Origin of the sequence: Roseateles sp., assembly GCF_019237615.1 — a bacterium.
Lineage (GTDB): Bacteria > Pseudomonadota > Gammaproteobacteria > Burkholderiales > Burkholderiaceae_C > Pelomonas.
In genome coordinates this window covers 1-20,353 of sequence record NZ_JAFAGT010000007.1, presented here as the reverse complement: position 1 = coordinate 20,353, position 20,353 = coordinate 1, and the positions used below count along the sequence as shown (strand labels likewise).

22 protein-coding genes, 1 tRNA gene and 2 pseudogenes are annotated in these 20,353 nt (G+C 68.1%); 5 read left to right on the top strand and 20 right to left on the bottom strand.

The features are described from left to right. Positions 1 to 528: 528 nt before the first annotated feature. The 6 genes from JOY88_RS01555 to petA form a co-directional block, all read right to left on the bottom strand. Positions 529 to 604 (bottom strand) — tRNA-Thr (locus JOY88_RS01555). 26 nt (positions 605 to 630) lie between these two features. Beyond that, a complete protein-coding gene (locus JOY88_RS01550) occupies positions 631 to 1,143 on the bottom strand; it encodes a ClpXP protease specificity-enhancing factor (protein ID WP_293499772.1) in 513 nt (170 codons plus the stop codon). Next, a complete protein-coding gene (locus tag JOY88_RS01545; protein WP_293499770.1) occupies positions 1,143 to 1,760 on the bottom strand; it encodes a glutathione S-transferase N-terminal domain-containing protein in 618 nt (205 codons plus the stop codon). Before JOY88_RS01545 ends, JOY88_RS01550 begins: the two co-directional genes overlap by 1 nt. Positions 1,761 to 1,900: 140 nt before the next feature. Continuing rightward, positions 1,901 to 2,671 carry a cytochrome c1 gene (locus JOY88_RS01540; RefSeq protein ID WP_293499768.1) on the bottom strand — a complete coding sequence of 257 codons (771 nt, stop codon included), beginning with the start codon at positions 2,669 to 2,671 and terminating at the stop codon, positions 1,901 to 1,903. A 20-nt stretch (positions 2,672 to 2,691) separates the two neighbouring features. Then, on the bottom strand, positions 2,692 to 4,098 hold the full coding sequence (locus JOY88_RS01535) for a cytochrome b (protein WP_293499766.1): 1,407 nt from the start codon (positions 4,096 to 4,098) through the stop codon (positions 2,692 to 2,694). A gap of 21 nt (positions 4,099 to 4,119) precedes the next feature. Continuing rightward, the gene (petA, locus tag JOY88_RS01530; RefSeq protein ID WP_293499764.1) at positions 4,120 to 4,716 is read right to left on the bottom strand and encodes a ubiquinol-cytochrome c reductase iron-sulfur subunit; all 597 of its coding nucleotides are present in this window, start codon (positions 4,714 to 4,716) and stop codon (positions 4,120 to 4,122) included. Between the two features lie 185 nt (positions 4,717 to 4,901). On the opposite strand from petA, the gene mscL reads away from it, so the two are divergent. Next, positions 4,902 to 5,324 carry a large conductance mechanosensitive channel protein MscL gene (gene mscL / locus JOY88_RS01525; protein WP_293499762.1) on the top strand — a complete coding sequence of 141 codons (423 nt, stop codon included), beginning with the start codon at positions 4,902 to 4,904 and terminating at the stop codon, positions 5,322 to 5,324. A 132-nt stretch (positions 5,325 to 5,456) separates the two neighbouring features. Further along, the gene (locus JOY88_RS01520) at positions 5,457 to 7,847 is read left to right on the top strand and encodes a DUF1631 family protein (protein WP_293499760.1); all 2,391 of its coding nucleotides are present in this window, start codon (positions 5,457 to 5,459) and stop codon (positions 7,845 to 7,847) included. 87 nt (positions 7,848 to 7,934) lie between these two features. Here JOY88_RS01520 and JOY88_RS01515 read toward each other — a convergent pair whose 3' ends face one another. Both JOY88_RS01515 and pdxA read right to left on the bottom strand, forming a co-directional pair. Next, positions 7,935 to 8,594 (bottom strand): energy transducer TonB, encoded by a 660-nt coding sequence (locus JOY88_RS01515; protein WP_293499758.1) that lies wholly within the window; start codon positions 8,592 to 8,594, stop codon positions 7,935 to 7,937. Positions 8,595 to 8,614: 20 nt separating this feature from the next. Then, on the bottom strand, positions 8,615 to 9,640 hold the full coding sequence (gene pdxA / locus JOY88_RS01510) for a 4-hydroxythreonine-4-phosphate dehydrogenase PdxA (protein ID WP_293499756.1): 1,026 nt from the start codon (positions 9,638 to 9,640) through the stop codon (positions 8,615 to 8,617). An 84-nt stretch (positions 9,641 to 9,724) separates the two neighbouring features. On the opposite strand from pdxA, the gene JOY88_RS01505 reads away from it, so the two are divergent. Both JOY88_RS01505 and JOY88_RS01500 read left to right on the top strand, forming a co-directional pair. Next, positions 9,725 to 11,524 carry a DUF885 domain-containing protein gene (locus tag JOY88_RS01505; protein WP_293499754.1) on the top strand — a complete coding sequence of 600 codons (1,800 nt, stop codon included), beginning with the start codon at positions 9,725 to 9,727 and terminating at the stop codon, positions 11,522 to 11,524. Then, positions 11,521 to 12,432: a M14 family metallopeptidase gene (locus JOY88_RS01500; protein WP_293499752.1), complete on the top strand. Its 912-nt coding sequence runs from the start codon at positions 11,521 to 11,523 to the stop codon at positions 12,430 to 12,432. The genes JOY88_RS01505 and JOY88_RS01500 overlap by 4 nt, the downstream gene beginning before the upstream one ends. A 792-nt stretch (positions 12,433 to 13,224) precedes the next feature. On the opposite strand, the gene JOY88_RS01495 is transcribed toward JOY88_RS01500, so the two are convergent. Next, on the bottom strand, positions 13,225 to 13,971 hold the full coding sequence (locus JOY88_RS01495; protein ID WP_293499750.1) for a Nif3-like dinuclear metal center hexameric protein: 747 nt from the start codon (positions 13,969 to 13,971) through the stop codon (positions 13,225 to 13,227). Positions 13,972 to 14,033: 62 nt separating this feature from the next. Between JOY88_RS01495 and JOY88_RS01490 the strand changes: the two genes are divergently transcribed. Next, positions 14,034 to 15,179 carry a S1C family serine protease gene (locus JOY88_RS01490; protein WP_524539172.1) on the top strand — a complete coding sequence of 382 codons (1,146 nt, stop codon included), beginning with the start codon at positions 14,034 to 14,036 and terminating at the stop codon, positions 15,177 to 15,179. Here JOY88_RS01490 and tatC read toward each other — a convergent pair. From tatC to slmA, 11 genes and pseudogenes are all read right to left on the bottom strand, one after another. Continuing rightward, the gene (tatC, locus tag JOY88_RS01485; RefSeq protein WP_293499746.1) at positions 15,167 to 15,967 is read right to left on the bottom strand and encodes a twin-arginine translocase subunit TatC; all 801 of its coding nucleotides are present in this window, start codon (positions 15,965 to 15,967) and stop codon (positions 15,167 to 15,169) included. The two genes, JOY88_RS01490 and tatC, sit on opposite strands and share 13 nt — an antisense overlap. Before the next feature lie 3 nt (positions 15,968 to 15,970). After that, positions 15,971 to 16,111, bottom strand: a pseudogene (gene tatB, locus JOY88_RS23155) (Sec-independent protein translocase protein TatB); the annotation flags it as partial. Between the two features lie 104 nt (positions 16,112 to 16,215). Beyond that, positions 16,216 to 16,444, bottom strand: a pseudogene (gene tatB, locus JOY88_RS23150) (Sec-independent protein translocase protein TatB); the annotation flags it as partial. 23 nt (positions 16,445 to 16,467) lie between these two features. Continuing rightward, positions 16,468 to 16,701, bottom strand: coding sequence for a Sec-independent protein translocase subunit TatA (gene tatA / locus JOY88_RS01475; RefSeq protein WP_293499742.1), 234 nt, complete (start codon positions 16,699 to 16,701; stop codon positions 16,468 to 16,470). 100 nt (positions 16,702 to 16,801) lie between these two features. Further along, complete coding sequence (locus tag JOY88_RS01470; RefSeq protein WP_293499740.1) at positions 16,802 to 17,149, bottom strand: histidine triad nucleotide-binding protein; 348 nt, start codon at positions 17,147 to 17,149, stop codon at positions 16,802 to 16,804. A gap of 14 nt (positions 17,150 to 17,163) precedes the next feature. Continuing rightward, positions 17,164 to 17,532: a DUF4870 family protein gene (locus JOY88_RS01465; protein ID WP_293499738.1), complete on the bottom strand. Its 369-nt coding sequence runs from the start codon at positions 17,530 to 17,532 to the stop codon at positions 17,164 to 17,166. Beyond that, on the bottom strand, positions 17,529 to 17,867 hold the full coding sequence (locus JOY88_RS01460; RefSeq protein WP_293499736.1) for a phosphoribosyl-ATP diphosphatase: 339 nt from the start codon (positions 17,865 to 17,867) through the stop codon (positions 17,529 to 17,531). Before JOY88_RS01460 ends, JOY88_RS01465 begins: the two co-directional genes overlap by 4 nt. Then, complete coding sequence (gene hisI, locus JOY88_RS01455) at positions 17,860 to 18,249, bottom strand: phosphoribosyl-AMP cyclohydrolase (RefSeq protein WP_293499734.1); 390 nt, start codon at positions 18,247 to 18,249, stop codon at positions 17,860 to 17,862. Before hisI ends, JOY88_RS01460 begins: the two co-directional genes overlap by 8 nt. Positions 18,250 to 18,253: 4 nt before the next feature. Next, complete coding sequence (locus JOY88_RS01450; protein ID WP_293499732.1) at positions 18,254 to 18,679, bottom strand: NUDIX domain-containing protein; 426 nt, start codon at positions 18,677 to 18,679, stop codon at positions 18,254 to 18,256. Further along, complete coding sequence (locus JOY88_RS01445) at positions 18,676 to 19,542, bottom strand: ATP-binding protein (protein ID WP_293499730.1); 867 nt, start codon at positions 19,540 to 19,542, stop codon at positions 18,676 to 18,678. The genes JOY88_RS01450 and JOY88_RS01445 overlap by 4 nt, the downstream gene beginning before the upstream one ends. A gap of 24 nt (positions 19,543 to 19,566) precedes the next feature. Then, positions 19,567 to 20,196: a nucleoid occlusion factor SlmA gene (slmA, locus tag JOY88_RS01440; protein WP_293499728.1), complete on the bottom strand. Its 630-nt coding sequence runs from the start codon at positions 20,194 to 20,196 to the stop codon at positions 19,567 to 19,569. Positions 20,197 to 20,353: the final 157 nt, after the last annotated feature.

The following is a 20,353-nucleotide window of genomic DNA, read 5'->3' as shown; positions in this document are numbered from 1 at the left end:
CGATGCTGGAGTTCGAGGGCAAGAGCTACCGGCTGCGCGAGGCCGCGGCCAGGCTGACGATGGTGCCCGCCGACTCATAATCCTGCTCGTCCTGCCTGGGGGAATTTACGTGGCCACAGGTGGGGGAGTTTGAAGTGGCCATCGGGGGCTGGCGCGGCCCGCGAATGAAGCGCGGCGGTATCAGCTTTGCCTTGCTATGGCCGAACATCTGGAACTTCTTGCGTTGCCACGCCGCACACCTGTGTGCACCAACGCCAGCTTCCGCAAGTGCCTGCAGATGGTTGAATAGCTCCCACGCGCGGGTTCGAGTCGCAGGTTTGATGGCCCGGCGACGCGCCCCTGTTTGCGCAGCGCAACGAGCGCGCGCAGCACGTCGACCATCGTGACGTACCCACACAGATGTCAGCAGGGTCTTTCTGGCTCGAGCGAGGTATAAAAGCAAAAGTCCTTGTGCGATAAGTGACTATCACACAAGGACTTTTTCAGAAACCCGCAGTGTCTTGACTCAAGACCCACGGGCTGGGTGGTTGGTGCCGGCTATCGGATTCGAACTGATGACCTACCGCTTACAAGGCGGTTGCTCTACCAACTGAGCTAAGCCGGCGAAACACAGGACGCGATTCTAAGCGCTCACTTCACCCGTTTCAGCGAAGGCCGCGGGCCGCCGCCAGGCGCATCCGGCGGAGGCGGCGTGTCGCCGCCCTCGCCGTCGCCGGTTTCGCTCGCCAGGCGCAGGCCGCTGCGGCGCGGTTCCGGCGCGGCCGGCGCCGGCTGCGTTGCCACGACGCCCTCCTTCAGCGGCTCGGGCGCCGGGAAGGCCATGCCCTGGCCGTTCTCGCGGGCGTAGATGGCCACGACATGGTCCACCGGCACGATGATCTCGCGCGCCACGCCGCCGAAGCGAGCCTTGAACTGGATGAACTCGTTGCCCAGGTCCAGCCCACTGGTCGCATCGAAGCCGATGTTGAGCACGATCTCGTTGTTGGCGACGTACTCCATCGGCACCTGCACCGAGCGGTCGACGTGGACCGCGATGTAGGGCGTGAAGGCGTTGTCCGTGCACCAGTCGTGCAGCGCGCGGATCAGGTAGGGGCGGGTGGACGTGCCCCCACCCGTGCCAGTCGAAGCGGGGGTCTGGTCCATCAGCGGCGCATCACCTTCTCGGACGGCGTCAGCGCCTCGATGTAGGCCGGGCGGCTGAAGATGCGCTCGGCGTACTTCAAGAGCGGCAGCGCGTTCTTGGACATGTCGATGCCGTAGTAGTCCAGGCGCCACAGCAGCGGGGCGATGGCCACGTCCAGCATGGAGAAGTCATCGCCCAGCATGTACTTGTTCTTCAGGAAGATCGGTGCGAGCTGGGTCAGGCGGTCGCGGATCTGCGCGCGGGCCTTCTCCAGCTGCTTGTCCGTCGCCTTGGTCGTCGCGCCGCGGCCTTCGAGGATGTTCACGTGGGCGAACAGCTCCTTCTCGAAGTTCAGCAGGAACAGGCGCACGCGGGCGCGGGCGACCGGGTCGCCGGGCATCAGCTGCGGGTGCGGGAAGCGCTCATCGATGTACTCGTTGATGATGTGCGACTCGTACAGGATGAGGTCGCGCTCAACGAGGATGGGCACCTCGTTGTACGGGTTCATCAGGGCGATGTCTTCAGGCTTCGCGAACAGGTCAACGTCACGGATCTCGAAGTCCATGCCTTTCTCGAACAGCACGAAACGGCAGCGGTGCGAGTAGGGGTCGGTGGTACCGGAGTAGAGGACCATCATGGCTTGGGCTCCCGAGGGGTCAATCAATCAAAAACTAGCAACGGCCGAGGCCACGCTGAAAAAGCAAACGCAGTGGGTGGCCTAGGCGCGCCCCACTGCGTGGTTCGGCACCGCTTTGGGGCGGGCCGGGATGGACGAGCTTACTTCACGTCCTTCCAATACGCGGCGTTCAGACGCCACGCGAACACGGTGAGGAGGCCGAGAAAGATCAGCACGATGACGCCGAGCTGGAAGCGCTGGCCCTGCGCAGGCTCGCCCATCCACTGCAGATAGGCCACCAGGTCGGCCGCGGCCTCGTCGTACTGGCGCTCGCTCAGCAGGCCAGGGGTCAGTTGCTGGTAGCCCGCGAAGACATGAACTTTCTTCTCGGCGTCATGGGGGTCGGCGACCTCCTCGAACTTGGCGGCGCGCTGGCCCTGCAGCTCCCACATCACATGCGGCATCGCGACGCTGGGGAAGGCCATGTTGTTCCAGCCCGTCGCCTTGGTCTCGTCGCGGTAGAAGCTCCGCATGTAAGTGTAGAGGTAGTCGGCACCGGACCCCTTGGCGCCGTCGGCACGCGAGCGGGCGATGACGGTCAGGTCGGGCGGGTTGGCACCGAAGAAGGCCTTGGCGTCCCTGGCGTCCAGGCTGACCTTCATCGTCTCGCCGACCTTGTCGGCCGCGAACAGCAGGTTGTTCTTGATGTCGGTGTCGGACAGGCCGATGTCGCGCATGCGGTTGTAGCGCATGTACGAGGCCGAATGGCAGTTCAGGCAGTAGTTGACGAACAGCTTGGCGCCATGCTGCAGCGCGGCCATGTCCGACATCTTCTCCTTGGGGAACTTGTCCCATTCGATACCGCCGCTGGAAGCGTGGGCGGCACCGGCCAGGCTCAGCGAGGCCAGCAGGATGGCGATCAGCTTTTTCATTTGAGTTCTTGCTCCGCGGCTCAGTGGGCGTGGAAGGTCACACGGTCGGGCACGGCCTTGGGCGTGCCGAGGCGGCTCCACCAGGGCATCAGCAGGAAGAAGCCGAAGTAGAACAGCGTGCCGGCCTGGGCGACCAGCGTGCCCATGTCGCTCGGCGGCTGGATGCCCAGGTAGCCCAGCACCAGGAAGAACACGACGAACACCGCATAGACGTACTTGTGCCAGTCGGGGCGGTAGCGGATGGACTTGACCGGGCTGTGGTCCAGCCAGGGCAGGAAGAACAGGATGATGACCGCGCCGCCCATGACGACCACGCCCCAGAACTTGGCGTCGAAGACCTTGAGCAGGAAGATCAGCACGGCCGCCGCCACCAGCAGGGCGATCTTGGCCGGGCCGCCGAACTTGCCCTTCAGGAAGCTCACGATGGCCGCGATGCCGACGACGCCGCACAGCACGTTGACCATCACGTCGGTCGTGGCGCGCAGCATGGAGTAGAACGGCGTGAAGTACCAGACCGGCGCGATGTGGGCCGGCGTCTTCAGCGGGTCGGCCGGGATGAAGTTGTTGTACTCCAGGAAGTAGCCACCCAGCTCCGGCGCGAAGAAGACGATGGCGGTGAAGGCCATCAGGAACAGGCAGACGCCGTAGATGTCGTGCACCGTATAGAACGGGTGGAAGGGCACGCCGTCCAGCGGCCGGCCCTGCGCATCCTTGGGGCCCTTCTTGATCTCGACGCCGTCGGGGTTGTTGGAGCCGACGTCGTGCAGGGCCAGCAGGTGGGCCACCACCAGGCCCAGCAGCACCAGCGGCACGGCGATGACGTGGAAGCTGAAGAAGCGGTTCAGCGTCGCATCTCCGACGACGTAGTCGCCGCGGATCATCAGGGCCAGGTCGTTGCCGACGAAGGGCACGGCCGCGAACAGGTTCACGATGACCTGGGCGCCCCAGTAGGACATCTGGCCCCATGGCAGCAGATAGCCCATGAAGGCCTCGGCCATCAGGCACAGGAAGATCGCGCAGCCGAAGATCCAGACCAGCTCGCGCGGCTTGCGGTAGCTGCCGTAGATCAGGCCGCGGAACATGTGCAGGTAGACGACCACGAAGAAGGCCGAGGCGCCGGTGCTGTGCATGTAGCGGATCAGCCAGCCCCAGGGCACGTCGCGCATGATGTACTCGACCGACGCGAAGGCCAGGCCCGCGTCCGGCTTGTAGTGCATCACCAGGAAGATGCCCGTGACGATCTGGATCACCAGCACCAGCAGGGCCAGCGAACCGAAGATGTACCACCAGTTGAAGTTCTTCGGCGCGTAGTACTCCGACATGTGGACCTTGTAGGCGTCGAACGCGGTCGGGAACCGGTTCTCCAGCCAGGTCATGGTCTTCACGCCCACCGAGGCGCCCGCGGGAGCTTCCTTGAATTCAGCCATGTGTCGTCCCGTTTGTTCTAGTTAGGCCTTCTTGTCTTCACCGATCAGCAGACGGGTGTCGGACAGGTACATGTACGGCGGCACTTCGAGGTTGTCGGGTGCGGGCTTGTTCTTGAACACGCGGCCGGCCATGTCGAAGGTCGAACCGTGGCAGGGGCACAGGAAGCCACCATTCCAGTCGTCCGGCAGCGACGGCTGAGCGCCAGGCGCGAACTTGTCGCTGGGCGAGCAGCCCAGGTGCGAGCAGATGCCAACGGCAACGAAGTACTCGGGCTTGATCGAGCGCCACTCGTTCTTCGCGTAGTCCGGCGTCGGATAGGCCTTGCGATCAGAATTGGGGTCGGCCAGCTGGCTGTCGTTCTTCTTCAGGGCCTCGACCTGCTCGGCCGTGCGACGCACGATCCAGACCGGCTTGCCGCGCCATTCGACGGTCAACTTCTCGCCCGGCTTGATGCCGGAGATGTCAACTTCGACCGGTGCGCCGGCAGCCTTGGCGCGCTCACTGGGCGCGAAGCTGCTGACGAAGGGCACAGCGGTCGCAACGCCACCAACGGCGCCTGCACAGCCGGTTGCGATCAACCAGGTGCGCTTGCCTTGGTCCACTTGCTGGTCACTCATGAGGGTCCTCTAAAGAGACTTCTGATCAGGGGCAGCCCGGGATTCTAACGGACGCTTACCCGACGCCCGCCCCAAGCCGGGGCCCGTCAGGCACAGGTTTACCCGCCTTCTGAGCCTCTGGACTTGGCGCCAACATGGCAAGATCCGTCCCGTTTCATGTCACGGTTTCGCCAACAGGAGGGCGCATGAGTTTCTTTTCCGAGTTCAGGGAATTCGCCGTCAAGGGCAATGTCGTCGACCTCGCGGTCGGCGTGATCATCGGCGGCGCCTTCGGCAAGATCGTCGATTCCCTGGTCGGGGACGTCATCATGCCGGTGGTCAGCAAGATCTTTGGCGGCCTGGACTTCAGCAACTACTTCATCCCGCTGGCCGGCCAGACGGCCAGCACGCTGGCCGAGGCCAAGAAGCAGGGTGCCGTGCTGGCCTACGGCAGCTTCATCACGGTCTCGCTGAACTTCATCATCCTGGCCTTCGTCATCTTCCTGATGATCAAGCAGATCAACCGCCTCAAGCGCGAGCCCGCGGCCGCGCCGGCGCCGGCCGAGCCCCCGCCCACGCCGGAAGACATCCAACTGCTGCGAGAGATCCGCGATTCGCTGAAGCGCTAAGCTCTCGCCCCGCTCCGCCGCCCGGTAAGCAATGGTTACCGGGCTTTTTTTTGCCACCAAGTTGGCACGCCGCGGAAAGCCCCTTCCTGTTGCAAGCGCGATACTTTCGAAGCCTCCCGTGCCATTTTCTTGATGAACGCGCCCGAGATACGCCTGAATCCGCACCTTGAAGCCTCGCTGACCCGCATCCGCCTTGCGGGTGAGCAGGCGGCCGAGCGCTGTGCGGAAGGACTGGGCCTGTCGGCCCTGTCCGCGGGCCAGATCAAGCGCCGGGACGCACTGCTGGCGGCCCAGTTCGTGTTCCGCCAGCAGCAGGCGGTGTTCTCCCAGCGTTTCGTGCAGAGCCTGCGCCGCCAGGTCGCCGCCGAGCAGGCCGAGCCCCGGCCCGCGACGACGGCGGCGGCGAAGAAGGACTGGGGCGAGCTCTCGCTGATGGACGACGACCAGGTCAACAACCTCGTCGCCGCCGACCGCATCGGCCTGGCCATAGGCCACCACTGCGAATGGGAGCTGCGCGAGGTCGAGTCCTATGTCTCCAGCATCCAGGTCGGCGAGCGCAATCCCCTGCGGCCCGAGCTGGTCGCGCAAGGCCTGCTGGACGCCGTCCAGAGCATCACCGACGACCCGCAGACGCGCCAGACCCTGACCGACGAGCTGACCCGCGCGCTGGCCCAGGAGATGCGCGCCTGCTACGCCGACATCGCCGAGTTGCTGCGCTCCCGCGGCCTGCGCCCCCAGGATCTGCGCGTGCGCGCGACACCCGAAGGCAGCCTGTCGCGCAACGGCGGCCTGAGTGCCGGCTCCCAGTCCAGCGAGCTGGACTCCGGCCACGGCGGCATGTCGACGCGCGGCGGCTATGGCGGCTCCGGCCATGGCGGGCTGGCACGCGGCGGCTCCCGCAGCGGGTTCGGCAGCAGCCGCAGCGCTGGCTTCGGCGGTGGCAGGGGGGGCGGTGGCATCGGCCGCGTCGACCCGCAGATGATGGACTTGCTGCGCCGCCTCGCGCAGGCGCCCGGCGCCGGCGATGGCTTCGACAGCGGCAACTCCGGCCGCATGGGCCTGGACACCCTCAGTGGCGAGCCCAGCGCCTGGGGCCAGATGCCGCTGCCGGCCAACCTGATCCACCAGCACCGCGACGAGCTGCGCCAGCTCGCGACGGGACGGCTGGACCACATGGTCATCGACGTCGTCGCCGGCCTGTTCGACCAGATCCTGTCCGACCCCAAGGTGCCGCCGCAGATGGCGCGCCTGCTCGCGCGGCTGCAACTGCCGGTGCTGCGCGCGGCGCTGGGCGACGAGACGTTTTTCTCCTCGCGCCGCCACCCGGTGCGCCAGTTCGTCAACCGCATCGCCTCGCTGGCCTGCGCCTTCGACGACTTCAGCGACGACCCGGGCCGCGCCTTCCTGGCCCACATTCGCGACCTGGTGCAGGACGTCGCGCAGGGCGATTTCGACCACATGGACGTCTACACGGCCAAGCTGGACGACCTCGAGGCCTTCATCACCGAGCAGACGCGCAACACGCTGAAGGCTGCCGGCGACGCGGCCGCCGTCGTCGAGCGCCGCGAGACCGACCTGCGCCTGCAGCAGCGCTACGCGCTGCAGCTGCAGCAGCAGCTGGCCAAGGTGCCGATGCAGGATTTCCTGCGCAGCTTCCTGGCCCAGGTTTGGAGCCAGGCCATCGTGCTGGCCTCGCGCGAGGGCGCGCCGGAGCGGGCGCTGCGCCTGCGCCAGCTCGGCCGCAGCCTCGTCATGAGCGTGCAGCCCAAGGGCGGCACCGCGGCGCGGTCGGACTTCCTGCGCGAGCTGCCCAACCTGATGCGCACCCTCAACGAGGGCATGGACCTGATCCGCTGGCCGGACGCGCCGCGCAAGGACTTTTTCGGCGCCCTGCTGCCCGCCCATGCAGAGTCACTGAAGGGGCAAGCGCCGAGCGCGCTGGACACCAACCTGCTCATCAAGCAGCTGGACCAGATCTTCGGCGTCGCGCCGCCGGTGGAGGCCGACCTGGCCAGGCCCGTGGCCGGCGAGACCGCGCCCGGCGAGCTGGACGCCAGCCAGCGCCTGACGCCGGCCGAGGCCAAGAGCCTGGGGTTGGTGGAAGAGTCCGGCGTCGACTGGAACGGCACGCTGGACCTGGACCTGTCCGGCAACGATGCCACGACCGCGGCCGAGCCGCTGCAGGCCGTGGACATATCCATCGACGGCCTGCCCGCCGCCGAGAGCGCCGCCGAGCCTGCCAGCGGCGCGCAGCTGATGGACAGCCTGCAGCTCGGCTTCGCCTATCAGATGCACACCGGCGAGCAATGGCAGAAGATGCGCCTGGCCCATGTCAGCGCCGGCCGCAGCTTCTTCATCTTCACGCACGGCAACCGACACCAGGAGACGGTGACGATGACGTCCCGCATGCTGAAGAAGCTCTGCGAGGCCGGCCGCCTGCGCGCCTACGAGCATGGCCACCTGCTGGAGCGCGCGACGGCCCGCGCCCGCGCCCAGCTCGCGGCGCTAGGCACCAAGACCTGAGGACTTGGCAGCAGGCCAGGCGGCAAGCAGGCTGCTTGGCCTTCGTCAGGCGTCGAACAGGCCGCAGCGCCTGTTCTCGGTCCCGACTTAGAGCTTGCGTTTCTCGCGGAAGTCGACGGGCATGTGGTCCCTGGTGTTCATCGAGAAGCTCTGCCGCACCGGCGCGGCGATGGGCTTGCCGTTGATCTCCGGCGGCTGGAAGCGCCACAGCGTCATCGACGAGCTGGCCCAGCGCAGCACGGACTGAGGAATGCCGGGCAGCGCATCGACCTTGACCTCGCCGCAGCGGCCGTCGACGCCGACCAGGCATTCGGCATTCACATCGCCGCTCCAACCGGCCGACTTCTGCACGTCCTTGGGCGGCGCGTAATAGTCCTTGACCAGCACCAGCGGGCTCGGATTCAGGCCCTTGATGCGCACTTGGCCGCCTTTGCCGTCGCTGCCTTTGCTGACCTCCAGGCTCACGTAGAGCCCTGTGCGGAAGGTTGCCGGCTGGCCGTCGTCGCCCTTGACGGGCGGCAGCTTCATGCCGCCCAGACGGCTTTTCAGGTTGTTCCACAGCGCGGCCGAGTGCTCGGCTTCCTCGTGCGGGCGCAAGTCCGTCACCTTGCCTTCGGCGTCGAAGGAGGCGTCGAAGGCCAGGGTGACGACATAGTTCTCGCCCTCGGCATGCGCCGGGCCAGCCACGCCTGCCGCGAGCAGGCAGGCGGCCACGAGCGGGGTGAGGGACCGAAACAGCTGCTTCATGACAGACCTTCCATGGGTTTTCAATTTGAAGGCACGCATGCTAACCGCCGCGCCATCGCCAGCGCCGCCGCCAGGCTGGACGGATCGGCCACGCCGCGGCCGGCGATGTCGAAGGCCGTGCCATGGTCGGGACTGGTGCGCACGAAAGGCAGGCCCAGCGTCACGTTGACGCCCTGCTCCACGCCAAGGTACTTCACCGGGATCAGCCCATGGTCGTGGGTCATCGCGACGACCACGTCGAACTCCCCGCGGCGGGCGCGCATGAAGACCGTGTCGGGCGCGTAGGGGCCGCTCGCGTCCCATCCCAGCGCGCGCGCGTCGGCGATGGCCGGCGCGATGTGCAGGATCTCCTCGTCGCCAAACAGGCCGCCCTCCCCCGCATGCGGGTTCAACCCCGCCACGGCCATGCGCGGTGACGCGAAACCCATGCGCACCAGGGCCGTCTGGGTGATGCGAAGCGTCTCCAGCACGTTCTTCCGCGTGACGCGCGCGATCGCCTCGCGCAGCGAGCAGTGGATGGTGACGAGGACGGTGCGCAACTCCTCGTTGGCCAGCATCATGCGCACCGGCCTGGGTTGCCCATCCTGGCCCGCCAGCGCCTGCAGCATTTCGGTGTGGCCCGGGTAGGGCGAACCGGCAGCATGCAAGGCCTCCTTGTGGATGGGCGCAGTGACGAGGCCGCGCGCGCGGCCCGACCGGATCAGGCCCACGGCGGCCTCGATGCAGCGCGCCGCCGCAGCGCCGGCGCGGGCGTCGACCCGGCCCAGCGGCGCGTCCGCCAGGCCGGCCGGCAAGCCCTCCGGCTGCCAGACCGGCAGGCAGCGCGGCGGCACGCGCGCCCCGTCCTCGGGCCCCTGCAGCTCGGCCACTGCCAGGCCGCCGCCGACAAGCGCCGCGGCCCGCCGCAGGACGGCCACGTCGCCGACGACGATGGCGTCGCGCGGCGCGTCGCGGCACCACAGCCTCGCGATGATCTCGGGGCCGATGCCGCAGGCATCGCCCATGCTGACGGCGAGCGGCGCGCCTAGGGAGTTATCCGGGGTCATGCCCCATTCTTTCATCACCCCCCGCGACGCGCTGGCAGACTGCCGCCCGGCCCCATCCTCACCCTGTTGGCCGTGGAGACCCCCTTGCGCAAGACCCTCATTGCCGCCCTGATCGCCAGCCTGCACCTGACGGCCCCCGCCGCCGCCCAGCCGGCGCCGCCGAAACCCTCTGCCACCGCGGCCGACGCCGCAGCCAAGACCCGTCAGGCCTTGCTGGCCCTGTTCGACGAAGCTTGGGAAGCCGAGACCCGCGCCGCGCCTGAATGGGCCACGCTGCGCGGAGACCTGCGCTTCAACGACAAGCTCAGCGACCGCTCCGCCGCTGCCCTGGCCGCCCGCGACGCCTTCGCCCGCGACATGCTGGCGCGCGCGCAGGGTGTGGACGCCGGCCTGCTCAACGACACGGACCGCGTGTCGCTGGCCCTCTTCATCAGCCGCTACCAGCAGGACGTCGCCATGCAGGGCTACGCCGGCTGGCGCACGTTGACGCTGGGCACGCTGAACGGCGCGCAGTCGGCCCTGGCCGGCTTTGCGCGCAACGTGCCGGTCAACAACGAGGCCCAGGTCAGGCAATGGCTGGCGCGGCTGGCGGCCTATCCGGCGCGCGTGGACCAGGAGATCGCCATCCTTCGCCAGGGGTTGGCCCTGGGCTGGGTCACGTCCAAGCCGGTGCTGGCGCGGGCCATCGCCCAGGTCGAGGGCCAGTTGCCCGAGGACGTCACGCGGAGCCCGGCCTACGAGCCCTTCAACCGCATGGTGGTGGACGCCAACGTCAAGGCCAACTACCAGGCCCAGGGCCAGGCGGCGCTGCGCGAGCTGTTCTACCCGGCCCAGCGCAGGCTGCTGGCCGTGCTGAAGGACGAGCTGGCGCCCAAGGCGCCCGACAGTGGCTCCCTGTCCGCCTACCCTGGAGGCGACAAGGTCTACGAGGCCCTCATCCTTCGCCATGTGACGCTGCCGCTGGCAGCTGGCGACATCCACACCATCGGCCTGCGCGAGGCCGCGCGCATCCGTGCCGAGATGGAGAAGGTCAAGGCCGAGGCCGGCTTCGACGGCGACCTCGCCGCCTTCAAGAAGTTCCTCTACAGCGACCCCAAGTTCTTCAACCAGAACGCCGACGAGCTGCTGGACGGCTACCGCGCCATCGCCAAGCGCATCGACCCCGAACTGCCCAAGCTCTTCGCCCACCTGCCACGCTCGCCCTACGGCATCCGGGGCATGCCGGCCTACACCGGCGAGGGCGCGGCCGACAACTACAACGGCCCGTCGCTGGACGGCACGACGGCCGGCTGGTTCAACGCCAACGCGATCGCCTTCAAGCGCCGGCCCAAGTGGGCGATGGAGACGCTGGTGGCGCACGAGACCGTGCCCGGCCACCACCTGCAGATCTCGCGCCAGGTGGAGCTGGGCGAGCTGCCGAGCTTCCGCCGCCAGTCGCAATACTCGGTCTTCAGCGAGGGCTGGGCGCTGTACGCCGAGACGCTGGGCCCGCAGCTGGGCCTGTTCCGCGACCCCTACACCCGCTTCGGCCACCTGCAGGCGCAGATGTTCCGCGCCGCGCGCCTGGTCGTGGACACCGGCCTGCACGCGCTGGGCTGGAGCCGCGACAAGGCCATCGCCTACATGATCGAGCAGACCGGGCACGACCCCGTCTTCATGGCAGCCGAAGTGGACCGCTACTACGCCCAGCCTGGCCAGGCGCTGAGCTACATGATGGGCGAGCTGAAGATCAAGGAGCTGCGCGCGCGCGCCGAAGCCCAGCTGGGCACCAGGTTCGACCAGCGCCGCTTCCACAACGCCGTCATCGACCAGGGCGCCATGCCGCTGCCGCTGCTGGAGCAACGCATCAGCGCCTGGATCGCCAGCGAGAGGGCCAGGCCATGAGCTTTCCCATCGGCAGGCCCGGCCAGCCCTGGGGCGAGGCCGAGATCGGCGCCTGGCGCGAGCGCCTCGTCAGGCGGCGCAGCTATGCGGCAGACGTGCTCGCCGCCATCGAGCCGTTGCGGCGGGACTATGACATCGGCGAATACGGTGCCGTGGTCTACGACGGTGAGCGCTTTCCGCTGCTTGCCATCCGCAGCCACGGCTGGCGCGAGGATCTGCCCATCCTCGTCGTGACCGGTGGCGTGCATGGCTACGAGACCAGCGGCGTGCACGGTGCGCTGCAGTTCGTCCGCGACCACGGGCAGGAGGTCGCAGGGCGCGCCAACCTGCTGGTGGCGCCCTGCGTCAGCCCCTGGGCCTACGAACGGGTGCAGCGCTGGAACTTCGACGCGCTCGATCCCAACCGCAACTTCCGCGAAGGCAGCGCCGCCGGAGAATCCGCGGCCCTGGTGGCCCTGCTCGCGCCGCTGCGCGGCCGTGTGCTGATGCACATCGACCTGCACGAGACGACCAACTCGGACGAGTCGGAGTTCCGCCCTGCCCTCGCGGCGCGCGATGGCAAGGATTTCGTGCCGGGCCACATCCCCGACGGCTTCTATCTGGTGGACGACATCGCCCGGCCGCAGCCGGCCTTCCAGCGCGCCGTCATCGACGCGGTGGCCGCGGTCACGCACATCGCGCCGCCGGACGCGAACGGCCAGATCAACGCGTCGGCGCTGCAGTCTCCCGGCGTCATCAACTTTCCCGTCAGCCAGTGGGGCCTGTGTGCCGCCATCACCGGCGCCCGCTTCGCGACGACCACCGAGGTCTACCCCGACAGCCCGCGCGCCTCGGCCGCGCAGTGCAATGCCGCACAGGTGGCGGCTGTCCGCGCGGCAATCGACTATGCGCTGACCGCCGCGGGCTGAGTGACTCGCACACCTTCACGCCCCTGGTCCCCACGCCATGCGTGGCCTGCAGCAGCGACAAGGCATCCACCAGCCGCCCCATGCGGCGGCGCACCTGGCCGTCGGGATCGCGATCCAGCTTCACGCACAAGCCGGGGTCCAGCCCCATTGCAATGCGCTCCTCGAAGGTGGGCTTGGGCGCGTTGCTGCGCGGGTCGGTCGTGGCCGGGTTGGGCAGCGCGCCGCGCAGGATCTCGGCGCTGGGCTTGAGGTCCAGCCCGCGCACGCCCGATGCGGCCAGGTCGGGCAGGCCCGCCGCGCCGCCCACCGGGACGCCGGGGGCCGCCACGCTTCCCGCGGCGGACATCTCCGCAATGCCGTGCAGCGCAGGCGGCAGGACCAGCGGGAGAGCGGCCGGCGCAACGGCCGGCCACGAGGCTTCAACGCGGGCCACCCGCGCGCGTGGGCGAGACGCGGGCCGCACCACGCGCAATTCCACGGCATGGCGCATGTCGCCGGGAGCAGCCGGCAGCCACCGCGCCTGCCAGGCCAGCAGCAACAGCGCCGCGTGTCCGATCAGCACGACGCCGAAGGCCATCTGCCGGCGTCGCGGCGACGCCAGTCGCCATGCACTCGGTCGTCCACCTGCCCGCTCCGACGTCACGCGCCTGCCCGCGGCACGGGCCCAGACCACCGAGGAGTGCGACAGGCGCAGGGATCACCTCACGGGGGCGCAGCAGGGGCAGGAGTCCATCGCCGCATGCTAGGCGGCACCACGGGCCATCGCGTTAGGCCAGCGTTAGGCGCAGGTGCTCAGGCCGGGTTGTCCACGTCGATGAACTGCCAGCTCAGGCCCAGCTCCTGCGCGACGCGGGCGCCCACGCCCTGCACGCCGTAGCGCTCGGTGGCATGGTGGCCGGCGGCGATGAAGGCGACGCCGGTCTCGCGGGCGTAATGGGCCTGGGGTTCCGAGATCTCGCCGGTAACGAAGACGTCCGCGCCGGCCGCTATTGCCCCCTCGAAGTAGCCCTGCGCACCGCCGGTGCACCAGGCCACGCGACGCAGCGGGCGGCCGTCGCCGGGCACGGCCGTCACATCGCGGCCCAGGCACTCGCACAGCAGCGCCGTCATCGCGCCGAGATCCGTCGGCGCGATGGCCGCCGTGAAGCCCAGATCCTGGTCGCCGAAGCGCCCGTCCGCCGCCCAGCCCAGGCGTGCGCCGAGTTGGGCGTTGTTGCCCAGCGTCGGGTGGGCGTCCAGCGGCAGGTGGTAGGCGAACAGGTTGATGTCGTGGGCCAGCAGCCGCGCCAGCCGTTGCTTCATCCAGCCCGTCACGCGGCCGTCCTGGCCGCGCCAAAACAGGCCGTGGTGGACCAGCAGGGCATCGGCCCCGGCTGCGATGGCGGCGTCAATCAGCGCCAGGCTGGCGGTGACCCCGCAGGCCAGATGGCGGACCTCGGCGCGCCCCTCGACCTGCAGACCGTTCGGCCCATAATCCTTGAAGCGCGAGGGCTCCAGCAACTGGTTCAGGCTGAGCTCCAGCGCGGCGCGATCGGTCATGGCTTGATGGGGATGTTGGGGTGTTGAAACGGCTTTGGCTGATTTTCGCGCAGGCTGTGACCGTGGCCCTGGCCGCCGTCTTCGTCGTCGCCACGCTGCGGCCGCAATGGCTGCAGACCACCCGCTGGCGCGACCCGCCCACGGCGCAGACGGCACGAACAGCCAGCCAGATCGCCCTGCCGCCCTCCCCGCCCGCCTCGGTCGTGCGTGCCGGCTACGCCCATGCCGCCCGAGTCGCAGCACCGGCCGTCGTCAGCATCACGGCCAGCAAGGCGCCGCCCGGCGCGACCGGCCGGGGCCGCGACCCGACGCTCGGCTTCCCCGGCTTCCCCTTCGCCCCGCGCCAGCCGCGCAGCGGCCCGCAGCTGGGCCTGGGCTCGGGCGTCATCATCTCGGCCGATGGCGTGCTGCTGACGAACAGCCATGTCGTCGAAGGCGCCGCCGACATCGAGGTCATGCTCACCGACGGCCGCCAGGCGCGCGCCCGGCTCGTCGGCACCGACCCCGAAACCGACGTGGCCGTGCTGAAGATCGAGCTGCCCGACCTGCCTGTCATCGCGCTGGGCGATGCGGCCAGCCTGGCCGTCGGCGACGCCGTGCTGGCCATAGGCAACCCCTTCAACGTCGGCCAGACGGTCACGTCGGGCATCGTCTCGGCACTGGGCCGCAGCCAGTTGGGCATCAACACCTTCGAGAACTTCATCCAGACGGACGCGGCCATCAACCCCGGCAACTCGGGTGGTGCGCTGGTGGACGCCGATGGAAGGCTGGTGGGCATCAATACGGCCATCTTCTCGCGCAGCGGTGGCTCGCTGGGCATAGGCTTCGCCATTCCCGTGGACGTGGCGCGCCAGGTGGCCGCAGCGCTGCTGCGGGACGGCGTCGTCGCGCGCGGCTGGATAGGCGTGCAGACGCGCGAGCTGACGCCCGAACTGGCCGAGGCGCTGAAACTGGGCAACGCCAAGGGCGTGCTGGTCGGCGGCGTCGTCGCCGATGCGCCGGCGGCCCGGGCCGGCATCAAGCCCGGCGACGTGCTGACCCGCATCGGCGCGCATGCCGTCGCCACGCCGGCCGAGCTGCTGACCAGCGTCGCGGCGCTCAAGCCCAGCAGCCAGGTCGAGGTGGGCGTGCAGCGCAGCGGCAAGGCCATGGCCTTCCAGCTCGCCGTGGCGCAGCGGCCCCGGCCGCAGCGCGATCAGGACGACTGATCGGTCGTCTGGTCGGTCTCGTCGGGCGCCTTGGTGTGGCGAACGAAGTAGCCGGCCGCAAACAGGCCCAGCTCGTAGAGCAGGCACATCGGGATGGCCAGCGCCAGCTGGGAGACGATGTCCGGCGGCGTGATGACGGCCGCGACAATGAAGGCGACGACGATGAAGTAGCCGCGCCATTCGCGCAGCTTGTCCACCGACACGACGCCGATGCGCGCCAGCACGACGACGATGACCGGCACCTCGAAGGCCGCGCCGAAGGCGATGAACATGTTCATCACGAAGCCCAGGTAGGCCTCGATGTCCGGCGCCGCCGTGATGCTCTTGGGCGCGAAGCTCTGGATGAACTTGAAGACCTGGCCGAAGACGAAGAAGTAGCAGAAGGCCACGCCGGCGAAGAACAGCAGCGTGCTGGACACGACCAGCGGCAGCACCAGGCGCTTCTCGTGCGAGTACAGGCCCGGCGCGACGAAGGCCCAGGCCTGGTAGAGCACCACGGGCAGGGCCAGCAGGAAGCCGGCCAGCATGGTGATCTTGATCGGCACGAAGAAGGGCGCGATGACGTTGGTCGCGATCATCCGCGTGCCTTCGGGCAGATGGGACACCAGCGGCGCCGCGAGCAGGTCGTAGAGATGTCCGGGGCCGGGATAGATGCACAGCACGCCGAAGCAGACGGCGATGGCGACGATGGCGCGCAGCAGCCGGTCGCGCAGCTCCATCAGGTGGGCGACGAAGGGCTGCTCGGTGCCGGCCAGTTCATCGCGGTCGGGATTCTGGAAGGAGCTCATGGCTCAGCGTTTCGGTGGGCGGAAGCGCGCGACACGCGCCGCCCCCGACTGGGTATGGCGGCGCACGCCGGCCTTCTGCTTGAACCACAGCGGCGTCGCGCCGCGCTTGAGGCGCCAGTTCTTCCTCGGATGGTGGTACTCGGGTGGCGGCAGGGCAATCGAGGAGCCGGCCTCGTAGGACGCATCGCCGGTCACGTCCTGCCAGGTCTGGTTCAGCGCCTGCGCGGCGGAGTCCACCTCCTGACGCACGCTCTGCTCCACGTCGCGCGCTGCCGTCTCGAACTGGGACTTCATCTTCTGAAGCTCCTCCAGCTCGATGGAGCGGTTGACCTCGGCCTTCACGTCGGCCACGTAGCGCTGCGCCTTGCCCAGCAGCGTGCCCACCGTGCGGGCTACGCGAGGCAGTTTCTCGGGGCCGATGACGATCAATGCCACCGCGCCGATCAGCGCGATCTTGTCGAAGCCGAAGTCAAGCACTCGTCGGACTCAGGACTGGCGTCTCAGGACTTGGTCTTGGCGTCGACGTCGACCGTGTTCGGGTCGTTGGCCTTGCTGGTGCCGACCTGCTGCGGCGGCGCGGCCGGCGCATCGGCCACGCCGTCCTTCATGCCGTCCTTGAACCCCTTGACCGCCGCGCCCAGGTCGGAACCCACGTTGCGCAGCTTCTTGGTGCCGAAGATGGCGATGACGACGACGAGGACGATCAGCCAGTGCCAGATGCTGAATGAACCCATGATGTTGACTCCTTGAGGACTGGCTCAAATTCTAGGTGAGGGACGAACCCACGCCCGACTCCATGCGGGGAGTCGGGCCTTCACCGCGGACACGCGGGGCTCAGCCCTTCAACCAGGGCCGGGGCCCGCCCATGACATGCAGATGCAGGTGATACACCTCCTGCCCGCCGTCCGGCCCGGTGTTGATGACGTGGCGGAAGCCGTTGGTCACGCCCAGCTCCTTCATCAGCCGCGGACCCAGGGCCGTCATGCGGCCCAGCAGGCCAGCCTCGGCCTCGGTCACGTCCGCCATCGACGCGATGTGGCGCTTGGGGATGATGAGGACATGGACGGGCGCCCACGGGTGGATGTCGTGGAAGGCGAGGATGTCCTCGTCCTCGTAGGCCTTCTTGCTCGGGATCTGGCCGGCGACGATCTTGCAGAACAGGCAGTTCGGGTCATGGGACACGCTGGGATTTCCTTTCAGACGGGCATGGGCTTGCCGTCGTTCCAGTTCAGGAAGCCCTTGACGATGCGGTAGAGCACCCAGATCCCGTCAATGAAGAGAATCAGGAAGCCCACGCCGATGAGGACCGTGACAGCCCCCAGGATCATCCACACCAGGCTCCACCAGAAGGTACGGATCTGCCAGGTGAAATGGCTGGCGTAGATCGTGCCCGCCGTGTCCTCACGCTTGACATAGTTGATGATGATCGCGACCAGCCCCGTGAAGCCCGTGAAGGCGCTCAGCGCATAGAGGATGTAGGTCACCATGGTCAGCTGCTTGAGGCTGGCCAACTTCTCGACAGGCGTGGCGGCGTCCATCGTGACGGGGCTGAGGTTGTCGCTCATGGGTGGGGCTTTCGATTCGCGTTTCGGGAGGCGAATTCTTCCAGGCCCGAGAGCCCTTCGCGACGCGCAAGTTCCCTGAGCACGTCCTCGGGCTTCAGGTTGAAATGGGCCAGGGCGACCATGCTGTGGAACCACAGGTCGGCCACCTCGTAGACGACCTTCTTCGGATCGCCGTCCTTGGCCGCCATGACGGTCTCGGTGGCCTCCTCGCCGACCTTCTTCAGGATGGCGTCCAGGCCCTTGTCGAAGAGCTTGGCGACGTAGCTGGTGCCCGGGTCGGCACCCTTGCGGGATTCAATGACCGCGCCGACGCGGGAGAGGATGTCGTCACTCATAGATCTTGCCCGGGTCCTTCAGCACCGGCTCGGTGGCGGTCCAGACGCCTCTCTCCAGCTTCTGGAAGAAGCAGCTGTGGCGGCCGGTATGGCAGGCGATGCCGGGTTCGTGCCCGAGCTGGGTGATGGTCAGCAACACGACGTCGTTGTCGCAGTCCAGCCGAATCGCGTGCACCTGCTGGAAATGGCCGCTCTCCTCGCCCTTGTGCCAGAGCTTGTTGCGCGAGCGGCTCCAGTAGACGGCCTGGCCGCGCTCGGCCGTCAAAGCCAGCGCCTCGCGGTTCATCCACGCGAACATCAGCACGTCGCCCGTGCCCTGCTCCTGGGCGATGACGGGCACGAGGCCCTTGTCGTCCCATTTCACTTCATCGAGCCAGTTCATTGCTTCAGTCTAGGTGAGTCGCACCGGCGTGGCTGCGCTCCTCGGCAAACCACTTCAGCACGGGAATGGTTCCCGGGAGCACGGGCCTGACCTGCACCGGCAGGCTGGCCCAGGCCATCTGCTGGCCTTCCAGCATCTGGAACTCGCCGGTCCAGTCGAAGACCTTGCAGAAGTTCAGCCGTACCAGCGCATGGGGGTAGTCGAAAATCTCCGTCTTCCACGGGTGGGCGGCACCGATCTCGATGCCAATCTCCTCGCGCAGCTCACGCGCCAGCGCCTGCTCGACGGTCTCGCCGGCCTCGACCTTACCGCCCGGGAACTCCCAATAGCCGGCATAGACCTTGCCCTCCGGGCGCGAGGTCAGCAAGAACTCACCATCGGGCCTGACCAGCACGCCCACGGCGACCTCGGTGATGGGACGTCCGCTCATTCGACCCGCCCCGCCATGTCGCGCGCGAACTGGAAGGCCACGCGGCCCGAGCGGGAGCCGCGCTCCAGCGCCCAGATCAGCGCCTGCTGGCGCGCACCCTCGATGGCGGCGTCATCCAGGCCGAAATGGCGCAGCCACTGGGCCACGATGGCCAGGTATTCGTTCTGGCTGAAGGGGTAGAAGCTGATCCACAGGCCGAAACGCTCGGACAGCGAGATCTTCTCCTCCACCGCCTCGCCAGGGTGGATCTCGCCATGCTCGCCGTGGCTGCCGCCCAGGTTGTCGACCATCTTCTCGGGCAACAGGTGCCGGCGGTTGCTCGTCGCGTAGATCAGGACGTTGTCGCTGGCCGCGGCCACCGAGCCGTCAAGGATGCTCTTCAGCGCCTTGTAGCTGGCCTCGCCTTCGTCGAAGCTCAAGTCGTCGCAGAAAACGACGAAGCGCTCCGGGCGGGCTGCGACCTGCTCGATCAGGTCCGGCAGGTCCACGAGGTCGGCTTTGTCGACCTCGATGAGGCGCAGGCCCTGGCCCGAGAACTCGTTCAGCACGGCCTTGATCAGCGAGCTCTTGCCCGTGCCCTTGGCGCCCGTCAGCAGCACGTTGTTGGCCGGCCGGCCGGCGACGAACTGCGCCGTGTTGCGCAGCAGCCGCTCCTTCTGCGGCTCCACCTCCCGCAGGTCCGACAGCCGGATGCGGCTGATCTGGCGGACCGGCTCCAGGCATAGCGTGCCATGGCGGCGCCGGGCACGGAAGGCGGTGGACACCGCCCAGTCGGGCGGCGTGGCGGCGTGGGGCAGGACCGCTTCCAGGCGGGTCAGCAGCCCCTCGGCGCGGGCGAGGAAGGATTCAAGCGCGGCAGACATTCCGCCAGTGTAGGAGGCGATGTGTCAGCCAATGGCTTTCAGGGATGCTTCCAGCTGCTCCGTCGGCAGCCGCTTGAAGCCCGAGCGCGCATAGCGCTGCAGCCGGCCGATGATGAAGCTGACCCAGACCGAGGCCTGGGCATTGGCCTGCACGGTAGGCGTCAGCGAGCCCTTGGCCTCGGCCGCCGTGCGCAGCACCTGGCGCAGCGAGGACTCGATACGGTCGAAGAACTGGTTCATGCGTGCCACCAGGCGCTCGTTCTCGAAGACCAGGGCGTCGCCCACCATGACACGCGTCATGCCCGGGTTCTTCTCGCCGAACTGCAGGATGACGCTGGCGATGCGCGCAGCCTTGCCGGGCGGCGGCAGGGGATTGGGGTTGTCGACGATCTGGTGGACCAGGCCGAAGACGCTGCTCTCGATGAAGTCGATCAGCGCCTCGAACATCTGCGCCTTGCTGGCGAAATGGCGGTAGAGCGCCGCCTCGCTGACGTCGAGCCGGGCCGCCAGCGCCGCCGTCGTGATGCGGTCGGCACCAGGCTGCTCCAGCATGCCCGCAAGCACCTGCAGGATCTGCGTGCGGCGCTCGCCCGGCTTGGGGCGCTTCTTGGGGGCGGAACTGGGGCTGTCGGCGGAGGGCTGTTCGGCGTCCATGGCGGCGGATGCTAATCTGAAGTTCCCCGCACCCCAAGCCCGCCAAGCGGCCTGTTCTCTCTATGAGGCAGGCCGCTTTTGCTTGGGCAGATGACTAGGTATTTGTACCCATGTAATTCGCTTGAATTTGCGATGTCAATGAACTATCTACGTAGTC